The organism is Synechococcus sp. A15-24 (genome assembly GCF_014280195.1).
Lineage (GTDB): Bacteria > Cyanobacteriota > Cyanobacteriia > PCC-6307 > Cyanobiaceae > Parasynechococcus.
The window spans coordinates 1,704,289-1,721,315 of the sequence record NZ_CP047960.1 but is presented as its reverse complement, the minus strand read 5'-3'; the positions used below and the strand labels follow the sequence as shown (position 1 = coordinate 1,721,315).

Sequence of the window (17,027 nt, the reverse complement as noted above, 5' to 3'; positions counted from 1 at the left end):
ATTCTTCTTGCACATGCCATCCACGCCGCGTTCGCCCGAGGTCGTTTTTTATGTTCCGCTTTGGAAGCGTGACGGCATTACCCTTGCTCAGTTTGACGACTATTGGCGTGATGTTCATGGGCCGGTCTGCGCTCGGTTGCCTGGCCAAATGGAATATTGGCAATTCCACCTCTCACCATATGAGGGTGGGCTGTTTCCTGTCGTCGATGGTTGCCCTGTCAACACACTCTATGAAGATCAATTTATGGGGGTTGCTGAACTGACATTCTCCTCAGTAGAAGATCGTGCGACTTGGTTCCAAGCCTCCACGATATTAATGGACGATGAGCATAATATTTTCAGCAAAGCAATTGGTTACACGACATCATTGGGTAATACGGTTACCTTGATTGATAATCTTTCGGAGCCGTATCCGAATGGTTCGATCTCAGAGCTTCGTTACCACGTTATGGTTCGCAAGGCTGATTCTGCATCTGTAGATCAATTCCGTACCTACATTTCAGATCAATTGATGGCCTCGCTTTCCTCTTTGAAGGAGGTTTCTAAGTTGCGTTATCATTTATTTGACGAAATTGATCTTTCCCGCCCTGACGCTCAAGGTGTAGAGCATGTCGAAAAGCCTGGCAAGGACTACCATGCCTGCTTTGAAATTGCTTTTGCAACGGCACTCGATCGAGAGACTGTTTTTTCGGATCCTGGTTTCTTGGCAGCCCTAACCAGTGGATCTGATTTGATAGATATGATTAAGCCTTCTGAAGAGCGGTTTACTGCTACGTTTGTGGCTGATCACAAAATGACTCTTGCAGGTGCTCGCGGCTCCTCTGTATCTCAATTGATTACTGGTCTTGGAGCTCTCAATCAAATTCGTGACGATATCAATGATTTGATGCTGTTCAACAAACTCTGATTTACGCTCTACATCGGGCAAGTTTCTTTATGAGAGCTTGCCCGTTGCGTTGAACGCGATGCAAATTCTTTCATAGTCTTCGTTATAAGGGATCGTTTCGTGCGGCAAATGGCTTGGGAAAACAACCAACATTCCTGGTTGTGGTTTAACGATCTTCTTTTTATGCCCTGAGAACATGAGGCATCCCTCTCCGTTGGATTCTTCCGTTGTTTGAAGATAAATAACCCCGCTGAGTTCGGCGTCAGTGTGCGTATGTTTTTTCTGATAGCCTCCACGCTTAAGAATGACACCCCACCCACTTAGGCTGTTCTCCAGTTGTTGGTGAATCACCTCATTTCCTGATTCAGCAATAACTTTTACTATTTCTTTCTTTAATTGGATGATTGACTTTTTCTTTGAGTCCTTTAGAAGTTCGTATGTTTGATACCCGCCCGTTGTTGGCTTGTCTGCGCGATTCCAGGCCAGGGATGATTCCTCTCTGATGGCTGCAATCAGATCCTGTATCAATATTTCATTTGCTTGCAGCAGTTGATGGCATTTTACGACGACCTCTGGATCGCATATGTTGTTCACTTGAAGCATTCTTTGGCGGTTTTCTGGCAATTCACACGCTGCCGCCAACCATTTCTTTGTGTACTTCATTTCTCCACATGCTTCGAGTTTTTTGTATGCTGCTTCCCACGATTTGCTTTCGATATACGCGTACACTTCTGCTAGTTCTGACTCAAGATTGCCTTTGTATTCATTGATCAGCTTCTGTAATTCTTTTGATTCCTCTGTGTCTTGTACGATGCAATTTGCTTTTTTTAGTAAAATATTGGCTTCGTCTGGGTTGCCTATGGCTAGCTTGAACTTACTATAGTTGTAATAGCCTAGAAATTCATTTGGTCTTTTTTGGGTCACTTTTCTGTAGAGTTTATCTGCTATTTGGTAATTGCCTAGTTCTGTCTCGATGACCGCGAGATTTGTTAAAAGTGAAGGGTCTTCCCTGTTTATTTCTATCGCTTTGATAAGTATAATTTTCGCTTGCTCGAGTTCGTTGTTTTCAAATAGTAGTTCGCTTAAGGGTACGATGATTGCCGCGCTGTAGTCTCCTTGATTGGCGCGATCTGTAAGGATCTTCCTTGCTCTTTTTTGCCGCCCTGTTCGTAGTGCTATCTCCGAGATTTGCATCACAATATTCATGGTTGCATTGTCCCGGCTGTAACTTCTATGCTTTTGTTCGTAGTAGTCAATTAGTCCGTCTATGTCTCCCCTCATTTGCATGACGCGTATTATGTTTTGAAATATTCCTTGATTGGATCGATCTTCCTCGTAGGCCTGTTTAAATAAAAATTCTGCCTTCGCCAAATCCCCCGCTTGAGCTGCTTTCACACCTAGGCTATTTTTATTCATCATGTTTTTGGCTAAAAAAAGTGCTGAGCCTCTCGACTCAGCACATTGTTTTTAAGTGGATTTAAAATGGCTATCAAATTACTTGGAACTCTTCGTCCAATTCAGCATCTTTCAGTAATTGGTTGATTTCACTGTTGAGACCTGTTAATTGAAGGCTGAATGAGGCACCGCGTTGTTGTTTGGTGAACAACAGATAGTTCCATCCAGTATCATCAATTGTCTTAAGGTTGGTCATGTCAAGAACGACACCTGCCAAACCGCTTAGTTTCTCCAGCTCTTTCTTGAACAGCGGCAGTTTGCATTTTGTGAGATCACCATCAAGCGCGAAGCGGCCGATACCGTTTTCGTAACTCATCAGATCTGCACTGAATCCAAGACCTGCAGGTTCAATCCGAACTCGCACGCGAAGTGGTTTGTCGGAATCAGGAAGATTCACGATCATGGCTGACTTGTCGAAGTCGTAGAAAGATTTGTCATCGATCCAGACTTCAGCCAGTTCAACGCTGCCAGCTGGGAGCAGATCAGGTGCAACCCTCAGTTTGTTATCAGGCCAACCCTGTGGATCAGGACGGAAGAAGAAATCCATTGGCTGTTTTGTGACTAGCAGGTTCGAGTAGATCGCCGCCAAGAAGCAGAGCTCGAACGAGTGGTAACCAGCCATGGAGTGGCTGCCCTTTCCACGTTCAGAACCAAGGGAATAGGGCTGTCCATTGGCTAGAACGTTGAAGTAGATGCCGCCAGACTCGTAGTCGAGGAACCAGCCATTGTAGAAAGCTGTTCCTTCTCGGGCAAAGCGCAGATATTCGGGCTTGTCGTTGTAGACGCCAGCCATGATGTAGTAGGCCAGGATGCCCTGTTCCTGTTGCCACCACGCTTTTCGGTCGTGCCACACACGGCGGTAGTGCTCTTCCCCGTCTTTCAAGGTCCGCTCCATCATGTCGTACCAGCCGCCCCGCTGGTTGTCGCAACCGGCCGGAGGAATGGCATCAGCGATCTGGTGCGCAAAAGTTTTGTAGCTCTCCTTGGGATTAAGGCTGTGCATGCGCGTGAGGTTCCACGCCACTTTCAGGTTGTGGCCAACAACGCAGCGTGCTTGGTGAATTCCCCATTTCAGATCGTGCGTCCAGTCTTCAAAGAACTTCTCGTTCATGAAGGGGCTGTAGCCGTAATCGGGGAAATGATCGCAGATCGTGTCGAACGTATCTTCCAGGAATTTTGCGTAGCTTTCTTCTCCCGTAGCGAGGTACAGGTTGATCAGGTATGCCGGAGCATGGTCTCCAACGGAGTTCCAGTTCTTCTTGGCTTTGTTCACACCCAGTGACTCGGCCTTGGCGTCGAAGGTGACAGGGTCAACGTGGGAGTAATAGCCGCCGTAGGGACCGTGATCTTTGTAGTACCGATTCAGGAATGCAATGGTGTCATCGATGTCGTGGCGGATGGACTCTCCACCCGTCAGTCGCCATGTCTGTGTTGGCCCGGCCAGTGCATAGATCTGCTCATAACAAGGGATTGCATTGCCGCCTTCATCACCACCGGCTGTCGATCCCATGTACTTGCGAACGCTGCCATCGTCCTGGATGTCGATCTGGCTGTACCAGTAGCAGATCCCTTCACTTTTGTTTTGATGGCGGAAGTGACGCTGCATGTACTCAGTGCCGTTTGTGGCAGCTTCCAGAGCACGTTCATCGCCCGTGATCATGTAGGCCGTTGCAAAGCCGTACACCAAACGTGAGATCGTATCGAGATTCTGAACACCATCCTGTTTCTTACCTTCAGCACTCAGGTCGGTGCGGAATTTTTTGAAGTCAATCGCTTCACCTTCAACCACCTTGAACTGTGCTTCCAGGTAGAAGTTCAGTAGTTGTTGGATTTGATGAATCCACCAGTTTTGATCTTCAAAGCGCAGATCTTCTTTGCCACGTCCGAAGAGCAACATGTGCTTCGCCTCAAACTTGAGACTGTCTGCTTCGGGGTAGAAAAGGCCATAGACGTGCACAAAGCGATCCTCGACGAGGATCTGTTTAATGTCAGGAGCAACTTGAAAGGGTTCTCCCAAGTTACGTACTAGTTCTGCATAACATGCGTCGGTTATTTTTACTGTATACATCCTCCCATCGGATGTTTCCACTTCGACCATCCCCTTGCAGTCAAAGATCTCTGGATAGGAGACGCTGCGAATGTAACCAGCGACGAGATCTGAGAAGGGAAAGTTCAGTTGATTTTTGGATGTCATGGCTAGGAATGTGGAAATGGTGGAATTGTTGTTGAGGCGGAATTGACTGAGAATTCAGTTTGTTTCTCGCGAAGCGAGAACAACAATGCTTCTTCCAGTTACGAGATAAGTGCTGCCATCAACGGCTACTTGTTGATCTCTAGTTTGGATGTCATTTGGTGTTGGAAGAGCGGTATCGATGGCTCGATACCACCTCAGGCCAGGAGCCTGAGGTATCTCGAATTCAACGCCGTCCCAATACATATTGAACATGACGTGGATATTGTTTGTTTGATCAGTGTCTTCGGCGGTGTCGCCAAGAGTCATTCCCAGACACAATGCATTTGGATCGTCCCATCCCGGACTGTTTAATTTTGTGCCGTGCCAGGACACGTCGTAAAGACCAAAACGGTTGCTGCCCCCTTCGAAATATCTTCCCCTGAAATGGTCAATGTAACTCTTTCTCTTGTCCATGATCATTGACCAGAACCGAATCATTTCCTGGCTCTCTGATTGTTGAATCTTATTCCAGTCAAACCAGTTGATTTCATTGTCGTGGCAGTAGGTGTTGTTGTTTCCACCTTGACTGCGCATGAATTCATCGCCTGCGACAATCATTGGTACACCGATCGACAAAATATGGATGGTCGCAAAATTCTTGACCTGGCGCTTTCGTAAATCATTGATCCACTGATCACTTGTTTCCCCTTCAGCTCCACAATTCCAGCTGCAGTTGTCATCGATTCCGTCATTGTTGCCTTCACCGTTGGCCCAGTTGTGCTTTTCGTTGTAAGCAGTCAGGTCATACAGGGTGAAGCCGTCGTGAGCCGTCACGAAGTTGACGCTGTTTGTTGGTTCGTGATGGCGACCTTGATACAAATCAGCGCTGCCAGTGATTCTTCCAGCAACCTCCCCAATGATTCCAGGCTCTCCCTTGATGAAATTCCTAATGCAGTCTCGATATTTCCCATTCCATTCGGCCCAGCGTGCGCCAGGGAATGAGCCAATTTGGTAAAGGCCTGCGGCGTCCCAAGCCTCTGCGATGACCTTGGACTGACCAAGTAAGTCGTCGAGTTCAATCGACCATACGACTGGGGGATGCTCGAGTGGTGCTCCATCCTCTCCCCGGCTCAACACCGACCCCTCGTCAAAACGGAATCCATCAACATGCATTTCTTCGACCCAGAATCGAAGCGAGTCGATGATCAGCTTTTCTCCAACAGGGTGGTTACAGTTAAAGGTGTTACCGCAACCTGTGTAGTCGTAATAAAACTCCCGAGATCCGTCTGCACCAGTGAGGTAATAATATGTTGAGTTGTCGATTCCTTTGAAGCTGAATGTTGGCCCTTGATGATTGCCTTCATCAGTGTGGTTGTAGACAACGTCAAGGATGACTTCGATGCCTGCTTGATGCAGGGCTTTTACCATGTCGCGGAACTCGTTGAGATGTTGGCTTGTATCTGAGCTGACGCAATATCCTTGGTGAGGGGCGAAGTAACCCATTGTGCTGTAGCCCCAATAGTTCACCAGCTTGCGCCCTTCATGGACTTTGGTGACATCGGTATGGTCGAAACTGCAAACGGGTAGTAGCTCGACTGCCGTTATCCCTAACTCCTTGAGATAGGGTATTTTTTCGATTAGTCCAAGATACGTGCCTGGGTGCTTGACACCGCTTGTTGGACTTTTCGTAAAGCCGCCGACGTGCATTTCGTAAACAATGGTCTCAGCCATTGGTTTTTTCAGCGGTGCGTCACCCTCCCAGTCGTAATTGCTGGTGTCGATGACGACACTGCGCATGGATTTGTGCAGGTTGTCGCCTGGCATGCAGGCAGCTCCCCGGTCCCATAGCGCTAAGCAATTGCCTTTGGAGTATGGATCGACCAACACCTTTTCTGGATCGAAGCGCTGTCCGTTCCAAGGTTCCCGAGGGCCGTCGACACGATAGGCATAGCCCATGCCAGGCTTAACACCTTCAATGAAGGTATGCCATACGTTAAAGCTTCTATTATCTCTGCCATCCAGATCGATGACTTTTACTGGCTCCAGATCGTCTGGTTTGGAGAAAATAAGCAGTTGAACGCTTGTTGCGCTGCTGCTGTAAAGAGAAAAATTAACCCCATCGGCCTCAACAGTGCTTCCAAAGGGATGAGGGGAGCCTATGTATCGACGAAAGTGAGTCCCCTGAGGCTCGAGTGGATTGCCCTGTAGTGATGAGAGGGCAGGAGGTGAGCTGATCGTCATTTGATAAATCGATGCAGGGTTTGTTCCGGAGATGACTGCCCATCCTTCCAAGCTCGATCGGATCGTCCGAACTAAGCCATCTCTAGATAGCAGCATTTGGCCAGCTCCGGTGATGGGTGGGCTTGATGTGTGCAGTTGCTGATGTTGCTTGACAAATGGCGCTTCCGTCCTGGCTTTCACCTTGAGATGTATTCTGAAGATCGCTCAAGTGCTTCCTGCCTTGTTGTCATCAGTGCAGTAATTCCAAATTTTTTCAGCCGCTCCTGTAACCGCTGATTTGCGCCAGCGACAAAGGTCAACCTGCCAAGGGCCTGAGCTTCCTCCACCATGCGTTCAAGTGCGAGTGCTGCGGTCACCCCCATTCGGGGGACGTTGCTGATGTCGAGGATTAGAACTCTGCAGTTGCTGACTAGCCCTATGCGTGAGCTGATCCCTTTGGCGGCACCGAAACTCATGGGCCCCTTCAGACGGAACAGCATCAATTGATTGCCACACGACTGGATCAGTCGTTGTTCTTCCATGCTGAGGTCGCTCCCAAGGGCTACACCTCCATCGATTGGATTGTCCTCATCCATCCCCTGCAGCTGGGTCTGGGTGATGGCATCCACCGTCAGCAGATTGGCGACGAACATGCCAACCAACACCCCCCAGATCAGATCCCAGAACACGGTCATCAACATCACCGCGTACATCAACGCAGCGGTTTTGACCGAAAGCCGATGGGCCCTGAGCAGGAAGCCCCAGTCAATGATGTCGAGCCCCACCTTGATCAGGATTCCAGCCAGTAAGGCTGTCGGGATTTCCGCAGCCATGGATCCTGCCCCGAGAAGAACAAGCAGCAGCACCACGGAGTGGGTCATGCCTGACAGCGGCGTCTTTCCTCCCGACTTGATGTTGATCACCGTCCGCATCGTGGCTCCAGCACCAGGCAGTCCTGAAAGCAGTCCTGAGGCGGTGTTCGCGATGCCCTGACCGATCAGCTCTCGGTTGGAGTCATGGCTCGTCTGGGTGATGTTGTCGGCCACAAGAGACGTCAATAATGAATCGATCGCTCCAAGCAAAGCCAGGACCATCCCTGCTTTGAGCAGTTCCGGCAGATGTTGACTGAAGTCTGGAAGGACAAAACGGAGCCCCCCCTCTGGAATGGCGCCGATGCGGTTGAGCGGTTCAACCCCCAACGACTGCAATCGGTCGTCGTTGAACATCAACATCGACAACGGCGTCACGATGAGCAGGGCCAACAGTGGTGATGGCATCCATTGGCGAATCCGTGCTGGTGTGAGGAAGACCACTGCAAGGGTCATCACGCCGATGCTGATCGCTGCCGGATTCGGCAACGGCAATTCGGCCAGTGTGCTCAGAGATCCGACGACTCCCCCCGTTGTGGTCACACCAACGAATGGTCCCAGTTGCAGGATCAAGATGATGAAGCCAATCCCCGACATGAACCCAGAGACCACGGAATAGGGCACCAGGGTGATGAACCGTCCCAGACGAAGTACGCCGAGCATTGCTTCGAAGACGCCGCCGATGGCAACGGCAGCCATCACCAACGGCAACATCTCGCCAGCCGAGAGGTCTGTGGACACACCGACAGCAGCCAGGCTGGAGACCACTCCTGCCACCGTGACGCTCATGGGCCCAGTCGGCCCGCTCACCTGGGACGGGGTCCCCCCGAGCAGTGCTGCAACAAATCCCGTGACGATGGCCCCGTAAAGGCCGTAAATCGCTCCACCCGGACCAAGGGCTGCATTGCCGAAAGCCAGAGCCAGAGGCAAAGCCACCACGGCTGCGGTCAGCCCCCCAAGCAGGTCACCCCGCAGATTGCGGGTGTTCAAGCCATGAATCAATGACATCGCTTAGTCAAGACCGCTCCAACGGCTGAGTTCGTCGATCGACTGAACTCCCTCCTTTCTTTGTCCGTCTGGCAACAGCCAGGTGGGATAGGCCCGCACCTCTGCCTCGCGGCAGGCAGCTGCTTCGTTTGGGCGTTGCTCCGGCATCCGGCACTCCACATAGGGAACCAGAACAGCTGCTTGCTTGCCGAACAGCTCCATCTGGCGCACGCAGGCAGGACAGGTCCATGCCCCGAAAAATCGTGCACCAATCTTGCTCAAGTGCTCAGAAAGGTTGAGCGCCTTGGCGGTTGATGCCTGTTGTGGCTGCTTGATGTTGCCGGTCCATTCCTGGGCGAGGAATGGTGGGCTCACAGCACCAAGACCCAGAGCGATCACTGCGATTGATCCTGCTTGGCTCCACCGCATCACTCTTCGAGCATTCTTTGAAAAACGCTAGTGGTGGCATCGCGTTCGGGCTTCCCTCCATGGGGAACCCACACGCATGTCCCAGGGCTTGAGACACTGCAGAAACGGGTTAGGAACCATGGCAGGCAGCGGTTACAAGGATTATTTCCAGGTTCTGGGGGTTGATCGCAGCGCCGATGCCGATGCGATCAAACGCGCTTTCCGCAAACTTGCCCGTCAATACCACCCGGATGTGAACCCAGGTGATGCCAGTGCCGAAGCCCGCTTTAAGGAAATCAGCGAGGCTTACGAGGTGTTGTCGGACCCCGACAAGCGTCGTCGTTATGAACAATTCGGCCAGTACTGGAATCAGGCCGGTGCTTCGGGTGGAGCGGGGCCGGGCATGGATGTGGATTTCGGTCGGTACGGCAACTTCGACGATTTCATCAACGATCTTCTCGGTCGGTTCGGCGGTCCAGCTGGAGCTGGTGGCTTTCAGGGCAGCGGCTTCCCTGGTGGTGGTTTTCCAGGCGGTGGTTTTCCTGGTGGAGGGTTCCCTAGGGGGAATGCAGCAGCTCGCACTCCAGTGAATCTGGATGCAGAAGCAACCGTGAGCATTTCATTCGCAGAAGCCTTTCGCGGCACTGAGCGTGCTCTGTCGGTGAACAACGAACGGGTTCAGGTACGCATCCCTGCCGGGGTGAAGAACGGTTCGCGCCTGCGCCTCAAGGGGAAGGGCAATCTGCAGCCTGGTACTGGGCGCCGGGGGGATCTCTACCTCAACCTCAATGTGAAGGAGCATTCGGTCTGGAGGCTGGATGGAGAGCAGCTCCAGGCGGATCTCCCGGTCAGCCTCGATGAGTTGGCTCTTGGAGCCACCGTCACAGTGATGACCCCTGATGGCGAAGCGCAGGTGTCGATTCCAGCTGGTACGGCTCCCGGTCGAAGTTTGCGCTTGAAAGGAAAGGGTTGGCCTCTGAAAGGACGTCGCGGCGATCTGCTGTTGACCCTGGCTTTGAAGATGCCGTCGTCCTGGACTGCAGACGAACAGGAGTTGCTGAACAAGTTGCGCGAGCAACGCTCCGAGAATCCACGTCACGACTGGTTGCGCTCCGCCGCCCTCTGAGGCTTCGGCCGTACGATCGCCGCCTGGACATAGATCCCGATGGAGCTCACCTACCGCCCCCGTCGTTTACGACGCACACCGGCCCTGCGCGCCATGGTGCGGGAACATCAGCTTTCTGCAGCGGATTTCATCTATCCACTGTTTGTGCATGAGGGCGCCGACGTCGAACCCATCGGTGCCATGCCAGGGGCGAGTAGGTGGAGTCTGGCGGCCCTGACCGGAGAAGTTCAGCGCGCCTGGGACCTGGGGGTCCGTTGCATCGTTCTGTTCCCCAAGGTTTCCGAGGGCTTGAAAACAGAAGACGGCGCTGAGTGCTTCAACGCCAATGGCCTGATTCCCAGAGCCATCCGTCAGATCAAGCAGGAGGTTCCGGGGATGGCGATCATGACTGACGTGGCACTAGATCCCTATTCCTGCGATGGTCACGATGGCATCGTCAGCGCAGAGGGGGTCGTCCTCAACGACGAGACGATCGAATTGCTCTGTAAACAGGCTGTGGTTCAAGCCGAAGCCGGTGCTGATCTGATCGGCCCTAGCGACATGATGGATGGGCGTGTCGGGGCCATTCGTGAGGCCTTGGACGACGAAGGGTTCGAGCACGTCGGAATCATCAGTTACACCGCGAAGTACTCCTCGGCCTATTACGGGCCATTCCGTGAAGCCCTGGATTCGGCCCCCCGTGCTGCCAGCAGCAAGCCGATTCCAACCAACAAGGACACGTATCAAATGGACCCCGCCAATGCCCGGGAAGCCATCACGGAAGCCCAGCTGGATGAACAGGAAGGCGCCGACATCATGATGGTGAAGCCGGGTTTGGCCTACCTGGACATCATTCATCGACTGCGCGATGAGTCGGAGCTTCCCATTGCTGCATATAACGTCAGTGGGGAGTATTCGATGGTGAAGGCCGCCGCCGAACGCGGCTGGATCGAGGAGCGCGCCGTGGTTCTCGAAACCCTGCTCAGCTTCAAGCGGGCCGGTGCGGATCTGATCCTCACGTATCACGCCTGTGATGCCGCGGAATGGCTGCGTCAAGGCTGAGCGGTCTGACAGCCCAACACTTCAGAATGCACATCGACGTCGGCTGCAGATGACAACGGTTGATCGTTTAGGTCATGTGGCTATCCGCGTTCAGGATGTGCCCCGTGCCGTGGCGTTTTACGAGGGGCTTGGCATGCGTCTTGTCTGGAAGGCCGACGATTGGTGCTACCTGGAAGCGGGTGAAGGCCGGGACGGACTGGCCCTGCTCGGGCCTGGCTACAAAGCCGCAGGTCCCCACTTCGCCTTTCATTTTCGTGATCGCCAGGAGGTGGATCGTGTGCACGATCGTCTGAAGGCTGAAGGCGTGCACGTCGGTGCCGTCCACGATCACCGTGACGGAACCGCATCCTTTTATCTGAAGGATCCTGAAGGCAACTGGCTGGAAATGCTCTATGAACCCCCCGGTGGCATTCCCTCCAACTGCCGCTGACCCGACAAGGGGGATCGATCGGGCCGTCCAGGAAACCCTGGATCTGCTCGAGTGGCCCAGGGTCTGCGACCACCTGTCGAGCTTCGCCTCCACCGGCATGGGGCGTGATGCGGCTCGAAACCTCGTGATGCCTGAAACCCTGGAGGTGAGCCGGCAGCGGCTGGCGGAGACCGTCGAGATGGCGGTGCTCGATGACCTGACCGAAGGAGGCCTCAGTTTCCGCGGGGTGCAAGACCTCACACCGGTGCTGTTGCGCTGCAGCAAGGGGGGCGTGGCCTCCGGCGAGGAGCTGCTGGCGGTGGCTGAGACCCTGGCCGCTGCCCGTCGTCTGCGCCGTCAGATCGATGAGCCTGAGCTCAGACCTGCCTGTTCGGCGCTGATCGACACGATGGTGACGTTGCCGGAGCTGGAGCAACGGCTCAAGTTCTCCATTGAGGAGGGCGGTCGCATCGCCGATCGGGCCAGTGCCCCTTTGGCGGGGTTGCGTCAGCAATGGCAAGGCCTGCGCCAGGAACGCCGCGACAAGCTGCAGGATCTGTTGCGGCGCCTGGCGCCCTTTCTGCAGGACAGCGTGATCGCCCAACGCCATGGCCGCCCGGTGCTGGCGGTGAAAGCTGGCGCAGTGGCACAGGTGCCGGGTCAGGTTCACGACAGCTCGGCCTCAGGCAGCACGGTGTTCGTCGAACCCCGCTCCGTGCTCACCATCGGGAATCGACTGACCGATCTGGAGGGTCGGATCCGGGACGAGGAACGCAAGGTGCTGAGCGAGCTCAGCGCGGCCGTCGCGGTCGATCACCCTGTGCTCATGCAGTTGGTGTCGATCCTGTTGCAGCTGGATCTGGCCCTGGCCAGAGGCCGCTATGGCCGCTTTCTCGGCGGCACAGCTCCCCGCATGGAGGCTTCCGCCGCGGCACCGTTCCGTTTCGAGACCCTGCGCCATCCGCTGTTGGTCTGGCAGCACAAGCGTGCTGGCGGGCCGGCGGTGGTGCCGATCTCGATGGAGGTGTCCGCTGACTTGCGGGTGGTAGCGATCACCGGTCCGAATACCGGAGGCAAGACAGTCACGCTCAAAAGCATCGGTCTGGCGGCATTGATGGCCCGGGCGGGATTGCTGCTGCCCTGTGCAGGGATGCCGACCCTGCCCTGGTGTGCCCAGGTTCTGGCGGACATCGGCGATGAACAGTCGTTGCAACAGAGCCTGTCCACCTTCAGCGGTCACATCAAGCGGATCGGCCGGATTCTGGAGGCGCTGCAGTCCGGCCCTTCGCCCGCCTTGGTGCTGCTCGATGAGGTGGGGGCCGGTACCGACCCCAGTGAAGGCACGGCCCTGGCGACATCTCTGCTCAAGGCCCTCGCCGACCGCGCTCGGCTCACCATCGCCACCACCCATTTCGGCGAACTCAAGGCTCTCAAATACAACGATGCCCGCTTTGAGAACGCCTCTGTGGCCTTCAACGCCGAGACCCTTTCCCCCACCTATGAGTTGCTCTGGGGCATCCCAGGCCGCAGTAACGCCCTGGCGATTGCCAGCCGTCTCGGCCTGGATGACCAGGTGCTGGAGGAGGCGCGTCAGTTGCTGGCGCCCGCTGCTGATGGAGAGGTCAACAGTGTGATCCGTGGTCTGGAGGAACAGCGGCAGCGGCAGCAGGCGGCGGCGGAGGATGCTGCCGCTTTGCTGGCCCGCACGGAGCTGCTCCACGACGAACTGCTGCAGCGATGGCAGAAGGAGAAACAACAATCGGCCGAACGCCAGGAGCAGGGGCGCCAACGGCTGGAACGCTCGATCCGCGATGGTCAGAAGGAGGTGCGATCCCTGATCCGGCGCCTTCGGGATGATCGCGCCGATGGGGAAACAGCACGGCGGGCCGGACAGCGCCTGCGTCGGCTGGAGGACCGTCACCGCCCCGAACTGGAACGGCGTCAGCCCCTGCCTGGCTGGAGACCAGAACCCGGCGAGCGAATCCGGGTGCTGGCCCTGGGCAAGGCGGCAGAGGTGCTGGCGATTTCGGACGACGGCATGCAGCTCACCGTGCGCTGCGGCGTGATGCGCAGCACGGTGGAGCTATCTGGCGTGGAAAGCCTCGATGGCCGCAAGCCGGAGCCGCCCGCTAAGCCGGTCGTGAAGGTCAGTGCTCGGATCAACCCGGGGTCCGGTGCCCAGGTGCGCACCAGCCGCAACACGCTGGATGTGCGTGGCATGCGTGTGCATGAGGCGGAGGCCGCTGTGGAGGAACAGCTGCGTGGGGCCAATGGACCGGTGTGGGTGATCCATGGGATTGGAACCGGCAAGCTCAAGCGAGGGCTGCGGGCCTGGCTGGAGACGGTGCCCTACGTCGAGCGTGTCACCGACGCCGAGCAGGGGGATGGCGGAAGAGGTTGCAGTGTGGTGTGGGTACGTTGATATCAACGTCAGCCGCGCAGTTGTGGTGATCAATCCGATCTCGGTGGTCCTGATCGTGCTGATCGGTTCCCTTGTTGTCCCAGCTCCAAGCCAGGCTGAGTGCCAGACCAATCAGACCCTCCGGTCAGGAGGTCTGTGAGGAGGAGGACGACACCAACGGGGCCTACAACCTGATGGAGCGCTGATCAGCTCAGCTTGGGCAGCTTTGGAGCGTCAGCGCCGGGATCCTGCCGTGCAATCGCTTCTCCACTTGCATCGAACAACCGCCAGCCACTGGGTTCAGGATCCAGATGCAGCACATCGTCGGGTTTGACCGTTAAGTCGGGGTTCGTCCGCACCTGCACCAGGTGGTCTCCGTCGTGCAGGCGGCAGCTGATCAATTGCTCGTTTCCCAGCACTTCGCAATGAAGCACCGAGGCCGGCAGGTTGCGGTTCGTGGCCGGCGCCACACGCCAGCCCTCTGGCCGCAGGCCCGCCGTCAGCGTCTGGCCTTCCAATGCCGGTAGGGCCGCTGCCAGAGGCCCCTCAACCGACAGTCGCTTGGGGCCGAGAAGCAGGGTGGCGCCTGGGCCGATCACCACGGGAAGCATCGACATCGGTGGGCTGCCGATGAACTGCGCCACGAACAGATTGGACGGCCACCGGTAGAGCTCCATCGGGGTTCCGAGCTGCTGCAGGCGCCCCTGATTGAGCACGGCGATGCGGTGACCCATCGTCATGGCTTCCACCTGGTCATGGGTCACATAGACCGTTGTGGTGCCCAGCTCCCGCTGCAGGTCAACGATGCGGGTGCGGGTGCTGTTGCGCAGCTTGGCGTCCAGGTTGCTGAGCGGTTCATCCATCAGAAACACCGCCGGTTTTCTCGCCATGGCCCGCCCCAGGGCAACACGTTGTTTCTGCCCGCCGGAGAGCTCCTTCGGCAGGCGGTCGAGGAGTGATTCCAGCTCCAGGGCCTGGGCCACGGTGTGGACGCGCTGTTCAATCAGCTCCTCTCGCGGGGATCGCACCCTCAGGAATGCGGGAAGTCCGCGGCTGAGCTGGCTGAGTTGATCCTGCAGTTGCTGAGGCAGGCTGCGATGGCGGCTGCGTCGCAGCCCGAAGCTGAGGTTGTCGCGCACGCTCAGGTGCGGATAGAGCGCGTAGCTCTGGAACACCATGGCCACGTCGCGACGCCCGGGCCGCACCTGGCTCACGGGGCGCTCACCGATGACAATTTCACCCACAGTGGGACTCTCCAGGCCGGCCAGCAGTCGCAGCAAGGTGCTCTTGCCGCACCCCGACGGTCCCACCAGCACCAGGAATTCACCGTCCTCGATGCTGAGGTCCAGCTCACGGATCACCGGAACGGGCTCCGAGCCACGGCGTCCGGGATAGGTCTTGCTGAGGGCTTCGAAACGGACGCCGGCCAACGGCTGTTCAGCAGCGGCTGAATCTTAGGGTTGAGAGCTGGATCCATCGCGTGGCGCCGTGCAGTTCATCGATCAGGCACGGATCACGGTGCGCGGTGGCCGCGGTGGAGATGGCATCGCCGCGTTTCGTCGCGAGAAATATGTGCCGGCCGGTGGACCCTCCGGAGGTGATGGAGGTCATGGCGGGCCTGTGGTGCTGGAGGCGGACAGCAACCTTCAGACCCTGCTCGACTTCAAGTACAAACGGTTGTTCGCCGCGGATGACGGCCGGCGAGGTGGCCCGAACAAGTGCACGGGAGCCTCGGGTCGGGATCTGGTGATCAAGGTGCCCTGCGGGACCGAGGTGCGACATCTCACCACCGGCATCCTGCTTGGGGACCTGACCGATCCCGGCGAGCGTTTGACCGTGGCCTTCGGCGGCCGCGGCGGTCTTGGTAATGCCCATTACCTCAGCAATCGCAACCGTGCGCCGGAGAAATTCACCGAAGGTCGCGATGGGGAGGAATGGCCCCTTCAGCTGGAACTGAAGCTTCTGGCGGAGGTGGGCATCATTGGCTTGCCCAACGCTGGAAAGAGCACTCTGATCGCTGTCCTGTCAGCCGCTCGCCCCAAAATCGCCGACTACCCCTTCACCACCCTGGTGCCCAATCTCGGCGTGGTGCGACGCCCCAGTGGCGACGGCACGGTCTTTGCCGATATTCCTGGATTGATCGCTGGTGCTGCCCAGGGCGCCGGATTGGGACACGATTTTCTGCGTCATATCGAGCGCACCCGTTTGCTGATTCACGTTGTCGATGCCGGGGCCGATGATCCCGTCGGCGATCTACGGGTGGTGGAGAAGGAGCTGGAGGCCTACGGCCATGGCCTGGTGGACCGTCCTCGCCTTCTGGTGCTGAACAAGCAGGAATTACTTCTGAACGAGCAGCTCCCTGAACTCAGCCAAGAGCTTGAACAGGCCAGTGGACGTGCTCCCCTTTGCATCTCAGCGGCGATGGGACGCAATCTTGATCAGCTGCTGCAACGGGTCTGGACGGAATTGGGGATCGCCTAGAGACGAATCGGGTGGCAATCGTGTCGGCCACCACATCGGTGGTTGTGAACACGTCTCAGCGCCGCCATAACGGAACAGTGATCCACCACCTCGTGATGACCTTCTACACCTGCCTGGATGACAAGGGATCGGTAATCGCCCGTTGTCAGACGGAAGAGGAAATCGCCGTTCTTAAACGCATGGGGCGTCCGATTGCTCAGGTCCGCGCCATGAAAGATCAAGAGGCTGTGGTGTGCAGCCTCACCGGCAGCCCCTCTGATTACAACGACGAATACTGAGGTTCAGTCGTCGTAGATGCGGCACTCGTCAGCTTCCGGGTTGGTGTCGCAGTACAACTCGAGGGGAGTGGGGTCGTGCTTGTCCTCGGGGTTGTGTTCCTTGTACTCCTCCAGGGAGTGCAGTTCCCCTTCCAGGTGACGCACCTTGGCCTCATCACCAGCTGCCTTGGCTGCTTCGATGTCGGTCTTGTCCTTCTGAATGTGCTCGTCGATCGATTTCATGGGAACACCTTTCTGCCGTGGCTACCTTACGGCCGATGCTTCGTTCCTGCTCCCGAGACACCCTTTTCAAT

At 56.1% G+C, this 17,027-nt stretch carries 14 protein-coding genes; 7 read left to right on the top strand and 7 right to left on the bottom strand.

Annotation, left to right across the window (positions count from 1 at the left end):
• Positions 1-13: 13 nt before the first annotated feature.
• On the top strand, positions 14-907 hold the full coding sequence (locus tag SynA1524_RS09810; protein ID WP_186497427.1) for an EthD domain-containing protein: 894 nt from the start codon (positions 14-16) through the stop codon (positions 905-907).
• Between the two features lie 27 nt (positions 908-934).
• On the opposite strand, the gene SynA1524_RS09805 is transcribed toward SynA1524_RS09810, so the two are convergent.
• From SynA1524_RS09805 to SynA1524_RS09785, 5 genes are all read right to left on the bottom strand, one after another.
• Entirely contained in the window at positions 935-2,302 is a 1,368-nt protein-coding gene (locus SynA1524_RS09805; RefSeq protein ID WP_186497418.1) for a 2OG-Fe(II) oxygenase family protein, read from the bottom strand.
• Between the two features lie 73 nt (positions 2,303-2,375).
• Positions 2,376-4,535 carry an AGE family epimerase/isomerase gene (locus tag SynA1524_RS09800; RefSeq protein ID WP_186497416.1) on the bottom strand — a complete coding sequence of 720 codons (2,160 nt, stop codon included), beginning with the start codon at positions 4,533-4,535 and terminating at the stop codon, positions 2,376-2,378.
• 54 nt (positions 4,536-4,589) lie between these two features.
• Positions 4,590-6,755 (bottom strand): glycogen debranching protein GlgX, encoded by a 2,166-nt coding sequence (gene glgX / locus SynA1524_RS09795; protein ID WP_186497414.1) that lies wholly within the window; start codon positions 6,753-6,755, stop codon positions 4,590-4,592.
• A gap of 176 nt (positions 6,756-6,931) precedes the next feature.
• Positions 6,932-8,611, bottom strand: a complete 1,680-nt coding sequence (locus SynA1524_RS09790) for a SulP family inorganic anion transporter (protein ID WP_186497412.1) — start codon at positions 8,609-8,611, stop codon at positions 6,932-6,934.
• A 3-nt stretch (positions 8,612-8,614) separates the two neighbouring features.
• Positions 8,615-8,965 (bottom strand): hypothetical protein, encoded by a 351-nt coding sequence (locus tag SynA1524_RS09785; protein WP_286188561.1) that lies wholly within the window; start codon positions 8,963-8,965, stop codon positions 8,615-8,617.
• A 172-nt stretch (positions 8,966-9,137) separates the two neighbouring features.
• Here SynA1524_RS09785 and SynA1524_RS09780 point away from each other — a divergent pair, with 172 nt between their 5' ends.
• Genes SynA1524_RS09780 through SynA1524_RS09765 form a run of 4 tightly spaced genes read left to right on the top strand, consistent with a single transcriptional unit; the run spans position 9,138 to position 13,996 of the window.
• Positions 9,138-10,124 carry a DnaJ C-terminal domain-containing protein gene (locus SynA1524_RS09780; protein ID WP_186497408.1) on the top strand — a complete coding sequence of 329 codons (987 nt, stop codon included), beginning with the start codon at positions 9,138-9,140 and terminating at the stop codon, positions 10,122-10,124.
• A gap of 39 nt (positions 10,125-10,163) precedes the next feature.
• Positions 10,164-11,165, top strand: a complete 1,002-nt coding sequence (gene hemB / locus SynA1524_RS09775; protein ID WP_186497399.1) for a porphobilinogen synthase — start codon at positions 10,164-10,166, stop codon at positions 11,163-11,165.
• Positions 11,166-11,214: 49 nt separating this feature from the next.
• Entirely contained in the window at positions 11,215-11,595 is a 381-nt protein-coding gene (locus SynA1524_RS09770) for a VOC family protein (protein ID WP_186497397.1), read from the top strand.
• Positions 11,558-13,996 carry an endonuclease MutS2 gene (locus SynA1524_RS09765; RefSeq protein ID WP_186497395.1) on the top strand — a complete coding sequence of 813 codons (2,439 nt, stop codon included), beginning with the start codon at positions 11,558-11,560 and terminating at the stop codon, positions 13,994-13,996. Before SynA1524_RS09770 ends, SynA1524_RS09765 begins: the two co-directional genes overlap by 38 nt.
• A gap of 185 nt (positions 13,997-14,181) precedes the next feature.
• Here SynA1524_RS09765 and SynA1524_RS09760 read toward each other — a convergent pair whose 3' ends face one another.
• The gene (locus SynA1524_RS09760) at positions 14,182-15,405 is read right to left on the bottom strand and encodes an ABC transporter ATP-binding protein (RefSeq protein ID WP_186497392.1); all 1,224 of its coding nucleotides are present in this window, start codon (positions 15,403-15,405) and stop codon (positions 14,182-14,184) included.
• A gap of 58 nt (positions 15,406-15,463) precedes the next feature.
• On the opposite strand from SynA1524_RS09760, the gene cgtA reads away from it, so the two are divergent.
• Both cgtA and SynA1524_RS09750 read left to right on the top strand, forming a co-directional pair.
• On the top strand, positions 15,464-16,456 hold the full coding sequence (gene cgtA / locus SynA1524_RS09755) for an Obg family GTPase CgtA (RefSeq protein ID WP_186497383.1): 993 nt from the start codon (positions 15,464-15,466) through the stop codon (positions 16,454-16,456).
• A gap of 95 nt (positions 16,457-16,551) precedes the next feature.
• Positions 16,552-16,734 (top strand): hypothetical protein, encoded by a 183-nt coding sequence (locus tag SynA1524_RS09750; protein WP_186499608.1) that lies wholly within the window; start codon positions 16,552-16,554, stop codon positions 16,732-16,734.
• 3 nt (positions 16,735-16,737) lie between these two features.
• On the opposite strand, the gene SynA1524_RS09745 is transcribed toward SynA1524_RS09750, so the two are convergent.
• Positions 16,738-16,956, bottom strand: a complete 219-nt coding sequence (locus SynA1524_RS09745) for a CP12 domain-containing protein (RefSeq protein WP_186497381.1) — start codon at positions 16,954-16,956, stop codon at positions 16,738-16,740.
• Positions 16,957-17,027 lie beyond the last annotated feature (71 nt).